Consider the following 16,100-nt stretch of genomic DNA (forward strand, 5'->3'; position numbering starts at 1 on the left):
CAATTAACGATGAGGTTTGCTCTTCCAAAATCCCGGAAATTATTAACATTCCTTCTTTTTTAAGCAAGCCTTTAAATTTACTTTGCAAGTCCATAAGAGGGCCTAACAAAATATTAGCGATTACTATATCTGCATGGACAGTCAGGTTTTCAGGAAAACTAACATACAGTTGCGAAGGGTCATCGACATTGGCCAATGCATTATTAAGTGTCGCTTGCAGAGCTTGTTCATCAATATCAACCGCATAGGCCTTGGCAGCCCCAAGTTTGAGGGCAGCAAGGGCAAGGATTCCGGAACCACACCCATAATCAATTAGTATTTTATCCTGAAGTGAAGCACTATCAAGCCAGGTCAAGCAAAGTGCTGTGGTTGGATGCGTTCCTGTTCCAAAGGCCAGACCAGGGTCAAGGATCAAATTCACAGCCTTAGGCTCAGGAGGCTCTATCCAAGACGGACAAATCCATAAATTTTGGCCAAAACGCTGTGGCTTAAAATCTTTCATCCACGCTCTTTCCCAATCTTGATCAGGCAGTTGATGGATAGAAAAATTCAACTGCTGATACTGAGGCATGAGATGTCGCATTGCGTTTTGTGCGTCATTTTCTTCCGCATAAAGGGCATTTACAATCACGTCAGGCCACAAGGGCGTCGTGCCTGGTTCTGGTTCGAGGACAGGAACATCATTTTTATCGGTCAAAGTAATGGATAACGCACCTGCTTCTTCCAGTGCTTCGCTTAATTGCTCAACCTCATCACGGTGGCACTGATCAATCTTTAACTCATACCACACTGGCTTGTTCCTTTAACATCTTTTCAAGGTAATGAATATTCGTTCCACCTTGCATAAAGGCTTTATCCCTTAAAATACGTTGGTGTAGCTCAATATTCGTTTTAATGCCATCGATAATAATTTCGTCTAAAGCATTGCGCATTCTGGCAAAGGCTTCTGCACGCGTTTCCCCGTATGCAATTAATTTACCGATCATGGAGTCATAATTCGGGGGAACGGTATAGCTACTATAAATGTGGGAATCAAAGCGAATGCCAGGGCCACCGGGAGAATGTAATAAACGTACGGTACCGGGTGAGGGCATAAATGTTCTGGCATCTTCTGCGTTGATACGACATTCAACAGCATGTCCGCGAAATTTAATGTCTTCTTGTCTCAAGGTAAAAGGCATGTCGCTGGCGATTTTAATTTGCTCTTTAACCAAATCGATTCCGGTAATCATTTCAGTGACGGGATGCTCAACCTGGATGCGGGTATTCATTTCAATAAAATAAAAACACCCATCCTGGTACAAAAATTCAAATGTGCCTGCGCCACGATATTTTAATTCCCGACAGGCATTGACTACAGATTCGCCAATTTCGGCGCGCAACTCAGGGCTAATTCCGGGAGCCGGTGCTTCTTCAATCACTTTTTGATGACGGCGTTGCATGGAGCAGTCACGCTCGCCTAAGTGAATGGCATTTCCCTTGCCATCACCCAGCACTTGAAATTCGACATGGCGGGGATTTTCTAAAAATTTTTCCATATAGACCATGGAATTATTAAACGCTGCTTTTGCCTCGCTACGAGTCAAGGCTATCGCATTTAGTAAATTCGATTCTGTGTGAACAACGCGCATACCGCGACCGCCCCCACCACCAGCTGCCTTAATAATTACTGGGTAGCCTATTTTTCGGCCTAACTCAAGGTTGCGGTCATCATCTTCTGTCAAAGGGCCGTCAGAACCAGGAACGCAGGGGACGCCTGCTTTTTTCATGGCAGCAATGGCAGAAACCTTGTCACCCATTAAACGAATAGTGTCACCACGTGGGCCGATAAAGCGAAAACCACTTTGCTCAACGATGTCAGCAAAGTCTGCGTTCTCCGATAAAAAACCATAACCGGGATGAATGGCTACCGCATCAGTTATTTCTGCAGCAGAAATAATGGCAGGAATGTTTAAATAGCTTTTTTGTGAATTGGCTGGGCCAATGCACACGGTTTCATCAGCAAGTCGCACATGGAGTAAATCTTTATCCACATCAGAATGTACCGCAACGGTTTGAATACCAAGTTCTTTACAAGCACGTAGAATACGAAGTGCAATTTCGCCACGATTGGCAATGACAATTTTACTGAGCATCAATTTACTCTCTTATTCTTCAATGACAAACAGGGGTTGATCATATTCAACGGGTTCACCATTAGCCACCAGAATATCAATTACTTTACCCGCACGATCGGCTTCAATTTCATTAAACATTTTCATTGCTTCAACAATACAAAGCGTGTCTCCTACTTTAACGGTTTGCCCAATGGTTACAAAAGGGGCTGCATCAGGTGAAGGGGAAGTGTACATGGTACCAACCATGGGAGAACGCACTTTATGACCTTTGGACGCAGGTGCTGCCGCTTTACTTTCATTGGCTGCAACCGCTGGAGTAGCCGTTGCAGCCTGGGTTGCTGCTTGCTGGAGAGGAGGCGAAACATAACGAATCTGCGAAGGTTGTTCCATCGAATAGCCATGACGACTCAAACGAACGGATTCTTCACCTTCCTTAATTTCAATTTCAGAGATACCAGTTTCTTCTAATAGCTCGATTAATTTTTTAATTTTGCGAATATCCATTGATAATAACTCTCTAGTGATTTAATTCGTTAATAATTGCTTGTAAAGCGAGGGAATAACCCTTAATCCCTAATCCACTGATAACACCGGCTGCGATATCAGAAAAATAGGAATGCTGGCGAAAAGGCTCGCGAGCATAGATATTACTAATATGCACTTCAATAAAAGGAAGCTTGACTGCAAGCAACGCATCGCGCAGTGCAATACTGGTATGAGTGAACGCAGCAGGATTTATAATAATATAATCAATGCCCTTCTCTGCAGCCTCGTGAATTAGAGTAATCAACTCTGCCTCACTATTGCTCTGCTCGCTGGTAAGCATGAAACCAGCAACCTTGGCTTCCTGAATTAATTCTTTATTCAATTCCTCCAGGGTTACGCAACCATAGACTTCGGGTTCGCGCAAACCCAGGCGGTTCAAATTGGGGCCATGCAGAACAAGTATCTTTTTCATGATGAGTTGATTTGACAAAATTGAAGGAATTCTGCCTGAACTTTGCAATAATGTCCAGATATCCGAGGATATCGGCATGATCTCGGCATAATGTCAGGCATTTTAATAAAACTTGTCTTATAGAGGCATTTTTTACTGGTAATAAGCGTTTTCTGAAATTAGAATTCAAAACCATGAGGTTTCTAATAAAATATTGTTGACCCAATAGGTACCGTCATCCTTCACTCCGTTCCTAAAGACGACCGTCATGTCGAACGCAGTGAGACATCTCCTCATACAAAGCAGCAGATCCCTAACTACGTTCGGGATGACGTCGTCTTTTTGATGTTTGACACAGTGTGGTTGGGATGCTCCGGATGACGGTGATTTATGAGGAGAATAGTGTAACTTAACTTGCATGTTCCTTGCTTTGGTGGAGTGAAGTAATTGATAGATTGTGAACATCGATATGAAGATTTGATTGCTATTTTTGATGATTGTTTTGCCAGCAAATATAAGACACGCCTAGTGAAAGGCAATGATGAACCTCTCTATCTCCCTGCAGATGACACCAGGCCTTATCATGCCATTTTTTTCGCCCATGGGTTCTTTAGTAGTGCCCTTCATGAGTGCGCGCATTGGCTAATTGCGGGGAAAAAGCGTCGTGAGTTAATTGACTATGGCTACTGGTACGAACCAGATGGGCGTAACGCCGAGCAGCAACAAGTTTTTCAGCGGGTTGAAGCAAAGCCACAAGCATTGGAATGGATTTTATCAGTTGCTGCTGGTTATCGGTTCAGGGTTAGTATTGATAACCTTAATGGTTCAACTTTCGATGCTGAGGAATTTAAACTTGCCATTTATCAAGAGGTTATTTCCTACTGCGAAAGTGGCCTGAGTTCAAGGGCTGCATTATTCAGAGCAGCACTTTGCCACTTTTATAAAACTTCTGCACAATTAAAACTCAGTCAATTTGAATTGACGAGTCTGTAAGACTGTACTTCAGAGAGGCTTTGCAATACCTTTATTAAGAAGAGTTTTTAAAAGCAATGGATTGATTTATGTCAACTGTACAGATAACCGATGTTACCTTGCGTGATGCCCATCAATGCTTGATAGCAACACGAATGCGCACTGAAGACATGCTGCCTGCTTGCCCTAAAATGGACAAAGTGGGTTTTTGGGCTATGGAGGTGTGGGGTGGGGCGACCTTTGATGCGTGTTTGCGTTTTTTAAAAGAAGATCCGTGGTTGCGTTTGCGCCTGTTACGAAAGGTACTGCCAAACACGCGTTTATCCATGCTATTGCGTGGTCAAAATCTGTTAGGTTATCGACATTATGCGGATGATGTCGTGCAAACATTTGTTAAATTGGCTGCTAAAAATGGTGTTGATGTTTTTCGTGTTTTTGACGCACTGAATGATGTTCGAAACTTGCGTGTGGCGCTTGAAGCGGTAAAGGCTAACAAGAAGCACGCCCAGGGGACAATTTGTTATACAACAAGTCCAGTTCATACGCTCGAAAGCTTTGTTGATTTAGGCAAAGCCTTGGCTGAAATGGGTTGCGATAGCATTGCAATAAAAGACATGGCCGGATTATTAACCCCCACAGCCACAGTGACTTTATATGAAGCCTTAGCACGGGCAACAAAGCTGCCTATTCACCTTCATAGCCATGCTACGTCTGGCCTTGCCAGTATGTGTCATTATGAAGCTATTATTGCAGGCTGTACGCATGTGGATACCGCCATCTCTTCCTTTTCAGGTGGTGCTTCTCACCCTGCAACGGAATCCTTGGTAGCGGCATTAGCAGGAACGAAATTCGATACGGGGCTGGATTTAAATTTATTACTCGATATTGGGGAATATTTTAAAGCAGTCCGCAAAAAATATCATCAGTTTGAAGGTGAGGCACGTGATATTGATCCTCGTGTGCAAGTTTATCAAGTACCAGGCGGCATGATTTCAAATTTATACAGTCAATTAAAGGAACAGCAGGCGCTTGATAAAATTGATGCGGTACATGCGGAAATTCCACGCGTTCGTCGTGATTTAGGATATCCCCCTTTAGTTACTCCTACTTCACAAATTGTGGGGACCCAAGCGGTCATGAATGTTCTCACGGGCGAACGTTATAAAACGATTACTAATGAAGTTAAATTATATTGCCAGGGTAAATATGGAGCGGCTCCAGGAAAAATTAGCCCTAGCTTGCGCAAAAAAGCGATAGGGCATACCGAAGCCATTGATGTAAGACCAGCAGATTTAATTCCGCATGAATTAAAACGTTTGCGGCAGGAGATTGGAGAATTGGCCGAAAGTGATGAAGACGTTCTTTCTTATGCCATGTTTCCTGAAATTGGAAAGCAATTTTTAGAGCAGCGTAAAAATAATTCACTGCAACCTGAGCCACTCCTACCTGAGCCTGCAGTAAACACGAATGGAAATTTATCGGAGTTTGAAATTACGCTTCACGGTGAAAGTTATCATGTGAAAATTGCTGGTTATGGAGAGCGCGAGCAAGGGCAACAGGCTTGCTTTTTGTGGGTAGACGGCGTACCTGAAGAAGTTATTTTTTTGGAGCAAAATGAAACAGAGGCGGAAGTCCATTCAACTATTAGTGTAAAGAAAAAGACTGGACCTGGTGACATTACCGTGGCTATGCCTGGTTCAATTGTTAATGTCATGGTAGAAGCAGGACAAACCGTAAAAGCTAAACAAACACTTCTTGTTCTTGAAGCGATGAAAATGGAAACAGAGATTCAAGCACCTTTTGACGGTGTCGTGACGGCTATTTTTTGTGAAAAGGGAGATAAAGTGACCCCTGCGCAAGTATTGCTGCATATGGAGAAAAAATAGCTGGGATTTAATTAATACAGACTCTAGCGCAATTTCCTCTCTCTAGGTACTGCTACTTGTCCACAGTATCCATGAGGATACTACGCTGACTTTAAAATCCTGGATACCGCGAACGAGTCGCGGTAAGTAGGGGATAAGTTGCAAAAAAAACGACTGGATTGCATAGGAATAAGGGTGAATAAGATATATAAATCCAAAATCGGATGCTAATGTTTTAAATTTGCTTAGGAGCGATGCCCTGCCTTTAAGATCCTTTCTCGAATGCCTTCCCAATGTTCACCAGCGGGAGGCAGTTCAATAGCTATGGAGGTAGCTTCCGATTGATCGGCACGTCGTAATTGGTAATACAACTCAAACGCGCTCTTATCTACTGAGTCAGGCATTTTGTAGTATAAATGCGAAGGATGATCTTGCAACTCACCAAAGGTGATCACGTATACGGATTTCTCTTGCTGATAAAATGCTTTAAGTGCTGTTAAGTCTGTAAAACAATAAAGTGGTTTTTCCGGTTGATAATGGCTTGCCAATTTGCCAGGTACTCTAATAGCGCTTTCCTCATGCATTGACCGTTGTGGTAAAATCGCTGCAATTTCCTGTTCAGTAATCATTCCATGACGCAAAATTTGATAATGGTAAGGAGCTGTCGCGGCTAAAATAGTCGATTCTATCCCTACCTGACAGCGGCCGCCGTCAAGGATTAATAAATCTTCTTCTTTAAAACTATCACGGACGTGTTCTGCTGTTGTGGGACTGATTTTGCCGAAAGGATTAGCAGAAGGGGCTACTAGAGGAAAACCGAGATCTTTCAACAGACGGTGTGCAAGGGGGTGTTTGGGACAACGCAGAGCTATCGTGTCTTGCCCTCCAGTAATTAGAGGGTTAACCGCATTGATATTGCTTTTAAGGACCAAGGTTAATGGTCCAGGCCAAAATTTGTTAATCAAGGATTGGGCATAATCGGGAATAAAGGAGACCCATTTTAGTAAATCCCAGTCCTGCGCCACATGCATGATTAAAGGATGATTGAGAGGCCTTTGCTTCAGTGTATAAATTTTATGAATGGCTTTTTCATTCTCTGCATTTCCAGCAAGGCCATAGACGGTTTCCGTGGGAATCGCCACGATATCCCCTCGTTTTAAATACGTTTTGGCTAATTCGATATCAGTGGTAATAGTACTCATAAAAAAATATTTTAATACGGTAAACCTGAATTATTGCTTAAAACTGCTTTAAGGCAAGCTTTTATCGTTGTATTCGATTTTTGATTCTAGGAAAAATTTTAAACTTTAATCAAGAAGTATAATAGCGAACCAATTAAATGGAAATTAATTTTAACGTTGTTAATTTGAAAAAAAGAAAAACTATGGTAGTTTGACCAATACCTGTTAAGATTGCATACCGATTTTAGTAAGCCCAACCTCAAGGAAAAATGCTTACTCTAAAATTCGGAAATCAACTCAACGGGATTTGGTTGTGGGAATAGCGGTTGCCAGTTTTCTTAACATCTTTTTGTTAGGTAAACATGGAGAGTGTTATCCAAACAAGGCACTCCCGGATGAGATGCCTAAGATATTTAAGGAGTAGAATAATGCAGACAAATTTTTACCTATTACCCATTGTAGCCAGTTTGGCCCTAACAATGGCTTCCTCTGTTAAGGCAGCTGACCCAGTGTCCTTGCAAACAGAGTCTTTCAAGCAGTTACAGCAGCAATTCCACATTACCCTACCAGGTGTTAGTAAACCAGCTTCCGCGATTACTATTAATAATTTACAATTTCTCAAACAAAATACTGATAAAAATCATATAACTCATATCCGTTTGCAACAAGAATATGCAGGATTTCCAGTGATTGGTGGCTATGCCATTTTACACACTAGTAGCACGGCAAAGGGTTTATCTCAAACTCAAAAAGATGTCAGTATGAATGGAAAAATTTATCGAGGCTTACAAGAAGAGTTAGGACAGCCATCGGCAGATTTTGTAAAAAATGGCCAAGTCGCTTTAGAAAAATTTAAAGCTACGTATCAGGATAAAGAAGTCAGTGCAGAAAAGGTGACTCCTGTAATATATATTGATAGCAATAATCAAGCGCATTGGGCTTACAACGTTAGTATTTTTGTACGTCATACCGATAAAATTCCTGAAAGACCGACAGCTATTATTGACGCATCCTCCAATAAACCTTTCATTCAATGGAATGACATTAAAACTCGTAGGGTTCCTGCCAAAGGAATGGGGTTTGGCGGTAATCAGAAGGTGGGTATGGTGGCTTATGGCAAGGAATTTCCATTACTGGATATTACCCGTGAGAGAATTGGCGCAACCTGTTATATGGAAAATGAGGATGTCAAAGTTGTGGACATGGAACACGAGTATCATTCCCCGAATAAGCCTATGAAGTTTAGATGTAAAAAATCAGTCGATAACACGCTGACTTTCTGGACTGGTCGAGACGGTGATGGGTATGATCGGGATAATGGGGCCTATTCACCTACGAATGATGCGCTTTATGCAGGGTATGTGATTAAACATATGTATTCTGATTGGTATCGCGTGCCTGTACTAACAAAAGCTGATGGCTCCCCTATGCAGTTAGTAATGCGTGTCCATTACGGTGATGGTTATGAAAATGCTTATTGGGATCCTGAGTTAGAGCAAATGACCTTTGGTGATGGTGAGAGCATGATGTATCCTCTAGTATCACTGGGTGTTGGTGGTCATGAAATTAGCCATGGTTTTACCGAACAACATTCAAATCTGAAGTATTATGGGCAATCTGGAGGCATGAACGAAGCGTTTTCTGACATGGCTGCCCAAGCTGCTGAATTTTATTCAACTGGCAAAAGCAGTTGGCAAATTGGCGCTGAAATTATGAAAGAAGACAGTGGATGGGATGCACTGCGCTATATGGACAGACCAAGCCGTGATGGGAGCTCGATTGATACTGCTGATGAGTATAATAGTGGTTTGGATGTTCACTATTCCAGTGGGGTGTACAACCATTTGTTTTATATTTTGGCGAACAAACCCGGTTGGGATACACGCAAAGCATTCGATGTGATGGTGAAGGCCAATATGGATTATTGGACTCCGTATTCAACCTTTGATGAGGGCGGGTGTGGCGTACTTTCTGCGGCTAAAGACCTTAACTATTCACTGGATGATGTAAAAGCTTCTCTAGAAGAAGTTGCAGTTAAGTATGATTTTTGTCGATTAACCGATCTTGCTAAATAAGCGAGTCATTTCAAGTTGGCTTTCTCGCCACTGTTAATAGGTTGGGTCAACCACTGGCCTAACCTATTATTATACCACGAAAGGCAAGCTTATTTTCTTAAAAATTATAAAATTCCCGTAAGCATCTGGCTACTGCATCAGGATATTCCATATGAACATGATGTCCCCCTGGCAAACGATGAGTTTTTAAGTTGGCCACTGCATTAGTTCGTGTGCCCATGTCATAATCATCAAAGACAGAACTCGCTTGCCCCCATATCAGGCAGGTTTTAGCCAAGATATTACGCAAGCAGGATAAAATTTGTTTTTCAGTCATTCGCAATGACGTTGGCGTCAAAAGACGTCTGTCGTGGCGCCAATAAATAGAACCATTTTCTTCTCGTGTGCCTCTTTGACAAAGGATTTGTGCATGCTCCAATGACAAATACCCTCGCTTGGCACGTGCTTGCGCAGCCTGAATAAGAGAGGAATATGGTTTAGATGCTTTTTCATTTCGAGACATATAAGTTAAATATTGTGCCATTTGATCACGACAAGTTTCCTCTGGTTTGGAAAATGGACCCAATCCTTCGATCAAAACTAAGGATAAAATTTTTTCAGGGGCAACACCTGCTATAAGACTTGCAAGACAAGCCCCCATGGAATGGCCTAGGAGATGAACTTGTCGTAATTGTAACGCATTTATAATTTCCAAAGTGGTGAAAATTCCATCAGTAAAATGATAATAGCAACCCTCTGGTAAATGAGATGAATGACCATGGCCTGGTAAATCAATTGCCAACAAATGAAAATGCTTTTCCAAATAGGGTGCTAGTAAATCAAAGGAATTCGCATTATCCAACCATCCATGCAGCGCAAGCATGGGTGGTAGATCAGGATTCCCATAAGCTTTGCCACCAATAGAAAATCCAGGAATTGTGACAGTAAACGTATTCATAATAAGCCTCTAGGCTTTTTTTAGTATACTATTGTATATGTTACCTTAAATAAGGTAAAAGTTTAGTGGCTTTTAAACGGTTATATCTTAAACAGACGATTATTCATAAAAGAATGTATGCAACAAAAAAAACGTAGTTTGTCCCTAATTACCTACAATATTCATAAGGGCTTCAGTTTAGGTAAGGTTCGTTTTCTTCTGCCAGAAATGCGAGAAGCATTGTCAGGACTCAATCCTGATTTTGTCTTTTTACAAGAAGTGCAAGGGGAACATCGCCGTCGTGAAAAACGCATCGATGCCTGGCCTGATTTGCCGCAGTTTGAATATATTGCTGAGAAAATATGGCCTCACTATCTTTATGCAAAAAATGCCGTTTATCATTCAGGCCACCATGGCAACGCTATTTTAAGTAAATTTGCTTTTGAGGAATTTGAAAATATTAACTTATCTTCCATGAATCGCGCCTCGCGAAGTATTCTCCACGGGCAAATAAAAATTGCGGAAGATTTCCCCACGATTCATCTACTCTGTGTTCATTTAGGTTTATTTAAAGCAGAACGAAAATCTCAATGCAAGGCATTAATGGAGCGCATTAACAGTGTGGTTCCAGAAAATGAACCTTTATTGATGGCAGGAGATTTTAATGATTGGCGCCATCATCTATCCAAGCCTTTAGAAGAAGAGTTAGGGATACATGAAGCTTTTTATCGGCTTGAAGGACAGCATGCCCGTTCCTTTCCTGCCATCAAACCTGCTTTTTGTGTTGATAGAATTTATTTCAGAGGTATGGAGGTTGCCGATGTGCAATGTTTAAGAGGGAAACCCTGGCGTTTATTATCCGATCATGTCCCACTTTTAGCGCATTTCGAGTTTTAAAAAAGAGTAGTAGTCCACCTTTAGTCATTTGTTTGCAAAATTCAAAGAGCTTTACAACATAAACATACCCCGCGACTTGTCTTTTGATAACATCTCTGCCTATGCCACGGGGTCCAGTGTTTTAGCGCAGCATTTCTGGATCCCGCGGACAAGCCGCGGGACGTCGGAAAGTAAAGCTGGACTGCGTTTTCAGAGAGATGTAGAACGTTCAGCGACTTGTCGCAGGGTATTTTCTAAGCCAATAAGCTTCTTTATAAAACTGGAACATTATTCCATATCAGCTTGATACTCACCAAAACAAGCTGTACTGTTTAAGCGAGCACGCTTTAAGAGAGCAGCTTGAGCCGCACTTACATTCGCTTTTTTTCCACCCCAGATTTGCAGACAATCTTCTTGCAAAGCACGCCCATAAGAAAAACTTAAATTCCAGGGTTGATAGCCTGTGCTGTTAATTGCATTTAAATTGGCTGTTGCCTGCTGTGGAGTTTGGCCTCCAGACAGAAAGTTAATGGTTGGCACAGCGGCTGGGACATTATTACGAAATACGCTAATTGTATAATCGGCAACTTCTTCGGGGGTACTAAATGGTTTTGCCGATTTTCCCGACGTAATCATACTGGGTTTTAAGACAATCAGCTCTAATTCTACTTGATGGATGAACAATGCATGGAAAAGTTCGTGTAAAACCATTTCACAGGCTTCAGCGCAGTGTTCAATACTATGCTCACCATCCATTAGTACTTCAGGCTCTACAATAGGAACAATACCAGTTTCCTGACAAATGGCAGCATAACGGGCAAGTGTCTCAGCACCTGCTTTGATGGCAGTTAAGCTTGGAGTATATTCAGTAATGGAGTAAACGTTACGCCACTTTGCAAAACGCGCTCCTAATTTTTTAAAATGCTCTAATCGTTCTGTTAGACCATCCAGGCCTTGAGTAATTTTTTCATTATCGGTATTAGCGAGGTTCGTTAGTCCCTTATCAACTTTAATACCAGGAAGAATGCCTTTAGTAGCGAATAACTCAGCTATAGGAGTGTCCTTGTCATCTTTATGTTGAAAGGTTTCTTCAAACAAGATCACACCGTTAATATATTGCTCCAAGTCTGCAGTTGTGGCGAGAAGCAAGCGGTAGTCTCGACGATTTTCCTCACTATTTTCAATGCCGATGGATTCAAAACGTTTGCCAATGGTCCCGGTGCTTTCATCAGCGGCTAAAATTCCCTTGCCATCTTGCAGTAACTGTTCCATCGTTTCTGATAATTCATCATAATGCATTTGTTTATTCTCCTGTGAACGCGATAAGGTTATTTGCCTGGGGCTGAAATATATTTTTCCCGAATTATTTGCTGCATGGTGAATCCTTTTTCTTTCAAATAACTGAAAGAATCATCGATCATACCCGGATTTCCACATAAATAAACTACATCATTTTCCGGATTTAAAGAAAGATCGGGAAAAGCATGTTGGACATAGCCTTGGTATTCCCCCGCTGATAGATTATCCAATGGTTCGCGACTCAAATGAGCGCGAAAAGTAACTTGAGGAAAGGCTTTTGCAAGCGCTTGAAACTCATCAAGATAGAGGATTTCCTCACGCTTTTGCACCCCTTGAAGAATGACTATTTTTAAATCCGGATTTAATTGTAAGCGGCGTTTTAATTCTTCAAGCATTGCGCGATAAGGGGTTACCCCTGTGCTTGTTGCCACTAAAATATAGCGCTTGGGAATGTCATCCTTTAAGATTAACCGCCCAAAAGGGCCTGTGATATTAATTGTATCGCCGGGATGTAAGTTAAACAGCAATTCGGTTCCAGGTCCTCCTTCCACATAACCTGCAGCAAATTCAATACGATTGTCTTGCGAGGGAATATTAGCAATACTGTAACTGCGCTTGAACATTTTGCCATTATTTTCAAAATGAATCGTAATAAATTGCCCCGCAATATAATTAAAGGGAGGGTTTTTCTCAGCATCAAATATAAAATGCTTCACTTTAGGAGAAAGCATATAGGCTTCTTTTAATGTTATTGGGAAAGTTTGAATCTGCATAATAGTTATATTTTAAAGGAAATTGACTAATATAGGGGAAAAATTATGCATTGCAAGAGCGCTGTATGAATTGGTATATAATTAGACTATGAATAGCACTGATTTGGTAACAATGATCGGTAATATCAGCCGATCTCTTTTTCCTGTTCAACATCTAATTTCCGGTGGCGCTTATCTTCTGGGATTAATTTTTTTTATAATAGCATTAACTAAATTAAAAAAGATTGGAGGAGGAAGACAGTCTAATGAGCGCATATTTGTTCCCATAGCTTATTTGGTAGGTGCAGCTGCACTCCTTTATTTACCTTCTGCAGTAAGTCTCATGGCGAACTCCGCTTTTGGTACAGGAAATGTTTTACAGTATAGCAATTATAATCCTTATAATATTTATAGTTCTATGCTTTTGGTTATCCAAACGGCCGGCCTCATTTGGTTTGTCCGGGGTTGCGTATTATTAATTCATGCGAGTGAGCCTGGGGTTCAATGGGGACCTAAGGGGCTGGTTTTCCTTTGTGCAGGGGTGTTAGCCATGAATTTTCAAAATACAGCGAGTATGTTGGCAGCCATCGTTAATCAATTAGTGCACCTCTCGATAACGATAAGATCTTATACCGGTGGTACAGGAGGTACTGGCGCCTAATCATCTTCACCGCAAATTTTAAGATTATTGGCTTTGGCAAAATCGATAATGGCTTGATATACCTGAGGGCTTGATTCTTTAAGTTTAGGATCCAGCAAAACACATTTATAACCCTCTGTAGTAATGCTAGGTTGTAAAAGCGGGGAGTAATGAATACGTCTGTTTTTAAAGCTTGCTAATGTTCCACTCATTCGCTCAGCCCAATCGCTGGGACGAAAGGGTTTACCTTGTTCCGTAATACCCTCAATGACAATTTTTTTGCTCTTGGAATTAGTCATGTTAATACGCGAATTTATGCACTTTAAAAACAGTATGCCTAGTATAGCACCATCTTGTAAAAACAACGAGGTAATAGCATCAAAGGCAGGGATTATGATAGGATGTGGACGATTAATTAGCTGAGTTGAGACTGTGAATCCAAAAGAGAGTCATTCAGGCATTTATTTATTACCGAATTTGTTTACGACAGCAAGTTTGTTCGCTGCTTTTTACTCGATTGTGGCCTCGCTAAAAGCCCAATATGAGACTGCGGCAGTTGCCATTTTTATAGGTATGCTTGCCGACGGACTTGATGGACGAATTGCGCGTTTAACCAACACCCAGACTGCGTTTGGCGCGCAGTATGATAGTTTATCGGATATGGTAACATTTGGTGTTGCACCGGCTTTATTATTGTACAGCTGGAATTTGCACCATTTGGGAAAAGTAGGTTGGCTTGTGGCTTTTATGTACACGGCTGCTGTGGCGTTGCGTCTTGCACGTTTTAATATTCAAGTAGAAACGGCAGATAAACGTTATTTTCAAGGGCTTGCCTGCCCACCTGCAGCGGCTATCGTTTCAGCGTTAGTCTGGTTTTGCTACCAAAATCAGTTGACTCATTTTGTTTTTGCGGTGCTTACTGCAGTAATTGCTGTTTTCACCGCTATCTTAATGGTGAGCAATGTGCGTTATTACAGTTTTAAGGAAATTGATTTTAAAGGAAAAGTTCCCTTTTTATATCTTTTAGTAGTAATTATTTTGTTTGTGGCGATCGCTGCTAATCCATCAGTCGTTTTGTTTACGGGATTTGTCATTTATGCCTTATCAGGGCCAATACAAACGCTGCTAGCTGTGCATCGTTTACGTAAACAGCGTAAACGTAACACGGATAGTGATAAACAAGAGTAAATTTTACTCAGGTTCTCCAAAGCGATTATTGATTAAATTAAGAATCGCTTGCTCCATTTCTTGTTCATCAGGCCCTTCAATTTCAAGGGTTAGTTCACTCCCTTTATTGGCCGCAAGCATCATTACCCCCATGATGCTTTTACCATTGATAGTTTTGGAATCCTTGGTGACGTCAATACTGCTTTGAAATCTCGATGTAGTAGAGACGAATTTCGCAGAAGCTCGAGCGTGCAAACCTAGTTTATTGATAATGGTTACTTTAGTTCTAATCATACCGTGACAATGTAACACGTGCTGCAATTTTCTACAATGGCAGAAATGCGACACGGCGTCAAAAGCTTTGCACTGGAAAAAAATTGGAGTCGCTTCTTTGCGAGCTTGAGCGAAGCAATCCAGATACGATCTTTGAACATAAATTTGTTTTGGATTGCTTCACTCCGTTCGCAACGAGGACATAAAAAATTTTGTCTGGCACAAAGCGTCAAAAGTAGTCTAGCAATAGACGCTTAGCGATAATGAGGATTCATCTCCTTAACAATAGTATTTGTTAGAGGGGTGTTCTGTATAAAAATTGATGTGGGTATAAAACTCAGCAAATTTAATCGTTGAGTTTTTATTCATTCGCTGAATCCCCTGACGTGCTTTCCATATTTTTTTAATGGCTGCACTGATTTGTTTTTTCGTTGCCTTTAGACCAATAGTCCATAAGTGGGCAATAAAGGCATGGCCTCGTGTTTTGCAATCAATATCAAGTAAATAAAGGGCATTTTTAAAAAAGGCTAAATCTTCCTTTTTTAATAAGGAAACGGTACGGCTGTTAGGTTCAAGTAAATTCTTTTTTGCTAAAATTCGATTAATAAGAATGTGAAACTTTTCTGAATCGTGTCGATGAGCACCATAACTTCTGTTAATGGATTTATACCTTACCTTAAGAGCTCTATTTTTTGAAAATTTTTCAATATGATCAACAATCTGATAGATATTTTGCTTAAGATTAGTGACGGCTACCTCTTTTGGATAAATAAGGTATTCTAAATGCTGATCCAGCAACATATATTGAATAAGTGGCGGTTTGTAAGGCCCTTGAGTTAACCATCTTATAGCAGCGATGTTCGTCATAGCACGTACTTTCAAGTTTGGCCCAAAGTCGAGAAAAATTTTGAATCACTAAATAAAGTGGGAAGTTAATTCTGTTACTACAAATTTCTTTGGGTTATTTCCATCCCTATTATTACTTATATAGGAATAAATAGTTGGAAGTGCAAACCATTCAAGTGGAAAA

Annotated in this window: 17 protein-coding genes; 6 read left to right on the forward strand and 11 right to left on the reverse strand. The window is 41.0% G+C overall.

Annotation, left to right across the window (positions count from 1 at the left end; translation table 11 throughout):
* From prmA to aroQ, 4 genes are all read right to left on the reverse strand, one after another.
* The coding region (gene prmA / locus Ljam_RS13120) for a 50S ribosomal protein L11 methyltransferase (RefSeq protein WP_065235551.1) at window positions 1–790 on the reverse strand (790 nt) is incomplete at its 3' end.
* Entirely contained in the window at window positions 780–2,135 is a 1,356-nt protein-coding gene (accC, locus tag Ljam_RS13125) for an acetyl-CoA carboxylase biotin carboxylase subunit (RefSeq protein ID WP_058450443.1), read from the reverse strand. The genes prmA and accC, both read right to left, overlap by 11 nt.
* A 12-nt stretch (window positions 2,136–2,147) precedes the next feature.
* A complete protein-coding gene (gene accB, locus Ljam_RS13130; RefSeq protein WP_058450444.1) occupies window positions 2,148–2,621 on the reverse strand; it encodes an acetyl-CoA carboxylase biotin carboxyl carrier protein in 474 nt (157 codons plus the stop codon).
* 13 nt (window positions 2,622–2,634) lie between these two features.
* Window positions 2,635–3,075 carry a type II 3-dehydroquinate dehydratase gene (aroQ, locus tag Ljam_RS13135; RefSeq protein ID WP_058450445.1) on the reverse strand — a complete coding sequence of 147 codons (441 nt, stop codon included), beginning with the start codon at window positions 3,073–3,075 and terminating at the stop codon, window positions 2,635–2,637.
* A 426-nt stretch (window positions 3,076–3,501) separates the two neighbouring features.
* Between aroQ and Ljam_RS13140 the strand changes: the two genes are divergently transcribed.
* On the forward strand, window positions 3,502–4,047 hold the full coding sequence (locus Ljam_RS13140; protein ID WP_274519502.1) for an elongation factor P hydroxylase: 546 nt from the start codon (window positions 3,502–3,504) through the stop codon (window positions 4,045–4,047).
* 68 nt (window positions 4,048–4,115) lie between these two features.
* Window positions 4,116–5,912 (forward strand): sodium-extruding oxaloacetate decarboxylase subunit alpha, encoded by a 1,797-nt coding sequence (oadA, locus tag Ljam_RS13145; protein WP_058450446.1) that lies wholly within the window; start codon window positions 4,116–4,118, stop codon window positions 5,910–5,912.
* Window positions 5,913–6,136: 224 nt separating this feature from the next.
* On the opposite strand, the gene Ljam_RS13150 is transcribed toward oadA, so the two are convergent.
* Window positions 6,137–7,093, reverse strand: a complete 957-nt coding sequence (locus Ljam_RS13150) for an L-threonylcarbamoyladenylate synthase (RefSeq protein WP_058450447.1) — start codon at window positions 7,091–7,093, stop codon at window positions 6,137–6,139.
* 407 nt (window positions 7,094–7,500) lie between these two features.
* Between Ljam_RS13150 and proA the strand changes: the two genes are divergently transcribed.
* On the forward strand, window positions 7,501–9,147 hold the full coding sequence (gene proA / locus Ljam_RS13155; RefSeq protein ID WP_058450448.1) for a zinc metalloprotease ProA: 1,647 nt from the start codon (window positions 7,501–7,503) through the stop codon (window positions 9,145–9,147).
* 97 nt (window positions 9,148–9,244) lie between these two features.
* Here the strand turns inward: proA and Ljam_RS13160 are convergent, their stop codons facing one another.
* Complete coding sequence (locus Ljam_RS13160) at window positions 9,245–10,084, reverse strand: alpha/beta fold hydrolase (RefSeq protein WP_058450449.1); 840 nt, start codon at window positions 10,082–10,084, stop codon at window positions 9,245–9,247.
* A 117-nt stretch (window positions 10,085–10,201) separates the two neighbouring features.
* Here Ljam_RS13160 and Ljam_RS13165 point away from each other — a divergent pair, with 117 nt between their 5' ends.
* Complete coding sequence (locus Ljam_RS13165) at window positions 10,202–10,960, forward strand: endonuclease/exonuclease/phosphatase family protein (protein ID WP_058450450.1); 759 nt, start codon at window positions 10,202–10,204, stop codon at window positions 10,958–10,960.
* A 267-nt stretch (window positions 10,961–11,227) separates the two neighbouring features.
* Here Ljam_RS13165 and Ljam_RS13170 read toward each other — a convergent pair whose 3' ends face one another.
* Together Ljam_RS13170 and Ljam_RS13175 are read right to left on the reverse strand one after the other, a co-directional pair.
* Window positions 11,228–12,238 (reverse strand): class I fructose-bisphosphate aldolase, encoded by a 1,011-nt coding sequence (locus Ljam_RS13170; protein WP_058450451.1) that lies wholly within the window; start codon window positions 12,236–12,238, stop codon window positions 11,228–11,230.
* Between the two features lie 29 nt (window positions 12,239–12,267).
* Window positions 12,268–13,011: a ferredoxin--NADP reductase gene (locus Ljam_RS13175; RefSeq protein WP_058450452.1), complete on the reverse strand. Its 744-nt coding sequence runs from the start codon at window positions 13,009–13,011 to the stop codon at window positions 12,268–12,270.
* A gap of 88 nt (window positions 13,012–13,099) precedes the next feature.
* Here Ljam_RS13175 and Ljam_RS13180 point away from each other — a divergent pair, with 88 nt between their 5' ends.
* Window positions 13,100–13,651: a hypothetical protein gene (locus Ljam_RS13180; protein WP_058450453.1), complete on the forward strand. Its 552-nt coding sequence runs from the start codon at window positions 13,100–13,102 to the stop codon at window positions 13,649–13,651.
* Here the strand turns inward: Ljam_RS13180 and Ljam_RS13185 are convergent.
* Window positions 13,648–13,929, reverse strand: a complete 282-nt coding sequence (locus Ljam_RS13185; protein WP_058450454.1) for a DUF3579 domain-containing protein — start codon at window positions 13,927–13,929, stop codon at window positions 13,648–13,650. The genes Ljam_RS13180 and Ljam_RS13185 overlap by 4 nt on opposite strands.
* Before the next feature lie 133 nt (window positions 13,930–14,062).
* Here Ljam_RS13185 and pssA point away from each other — a divergent pair, with 133 nt between their 5' ends.
* Window positions 14,063–14,818 (forward strand): CDP-diacylglycerol--serine O-phosphatidyltransferase, encoded by a 756-nt coding sequence (pssA, locus tag Ljam_RS13190; protein ID WP_058450455.1) that lies wholly within the window; start codon window positions 14,063–14,065, stop codon window positions 14,816–14,818.
* A gap of 3 nt (window positions 14,819–14,821) precedes the next feature.
* Here the strand turns inward: pssA and Ljam_RS13195 are convergent, their stop codons facing one another.
* Together Ljam_RS13195 and Ljam_RS13200 are read right to left on the reverse strand one after the other, a co-directional pair.
* Window positions 14,822–15,091, reverse strand: coding sequence for an HPr family phosphocarrier protein (locus Ljam_RS13195; RefSeq protein ID WP_058450456.1), 270 nt, complete (start codon window positions 15,089–15,091; stop codon window positions 14,822–14,824).
* 258 nt (window positions 15,092–15,349) lie between these two features.
* Window positions 15,350–15,937 (reverse strand): hypothetical protein, encoded by a 588-nt coding sequence (locus Ljam_RS13200; protein WP_238583734.1) that lies wholly within the window; start codon window positions 15,935–15,937, stop codon window positions 15,350–15,352.
* Between the last annotated feature and the right edge of the window lie 163 nt (window positions 15,938–16,100).

The organism is Legionella jamestowniensis (genome assembly GCF_001467745.1).
In the GTDB taxonomy this organism is placed as follows: Bacteria; Pseudomonadota; Gammaproteobacteria; order Legionellales; family Legionellaceae; genus Tatlockia; species Tatlockia jamestowniensis.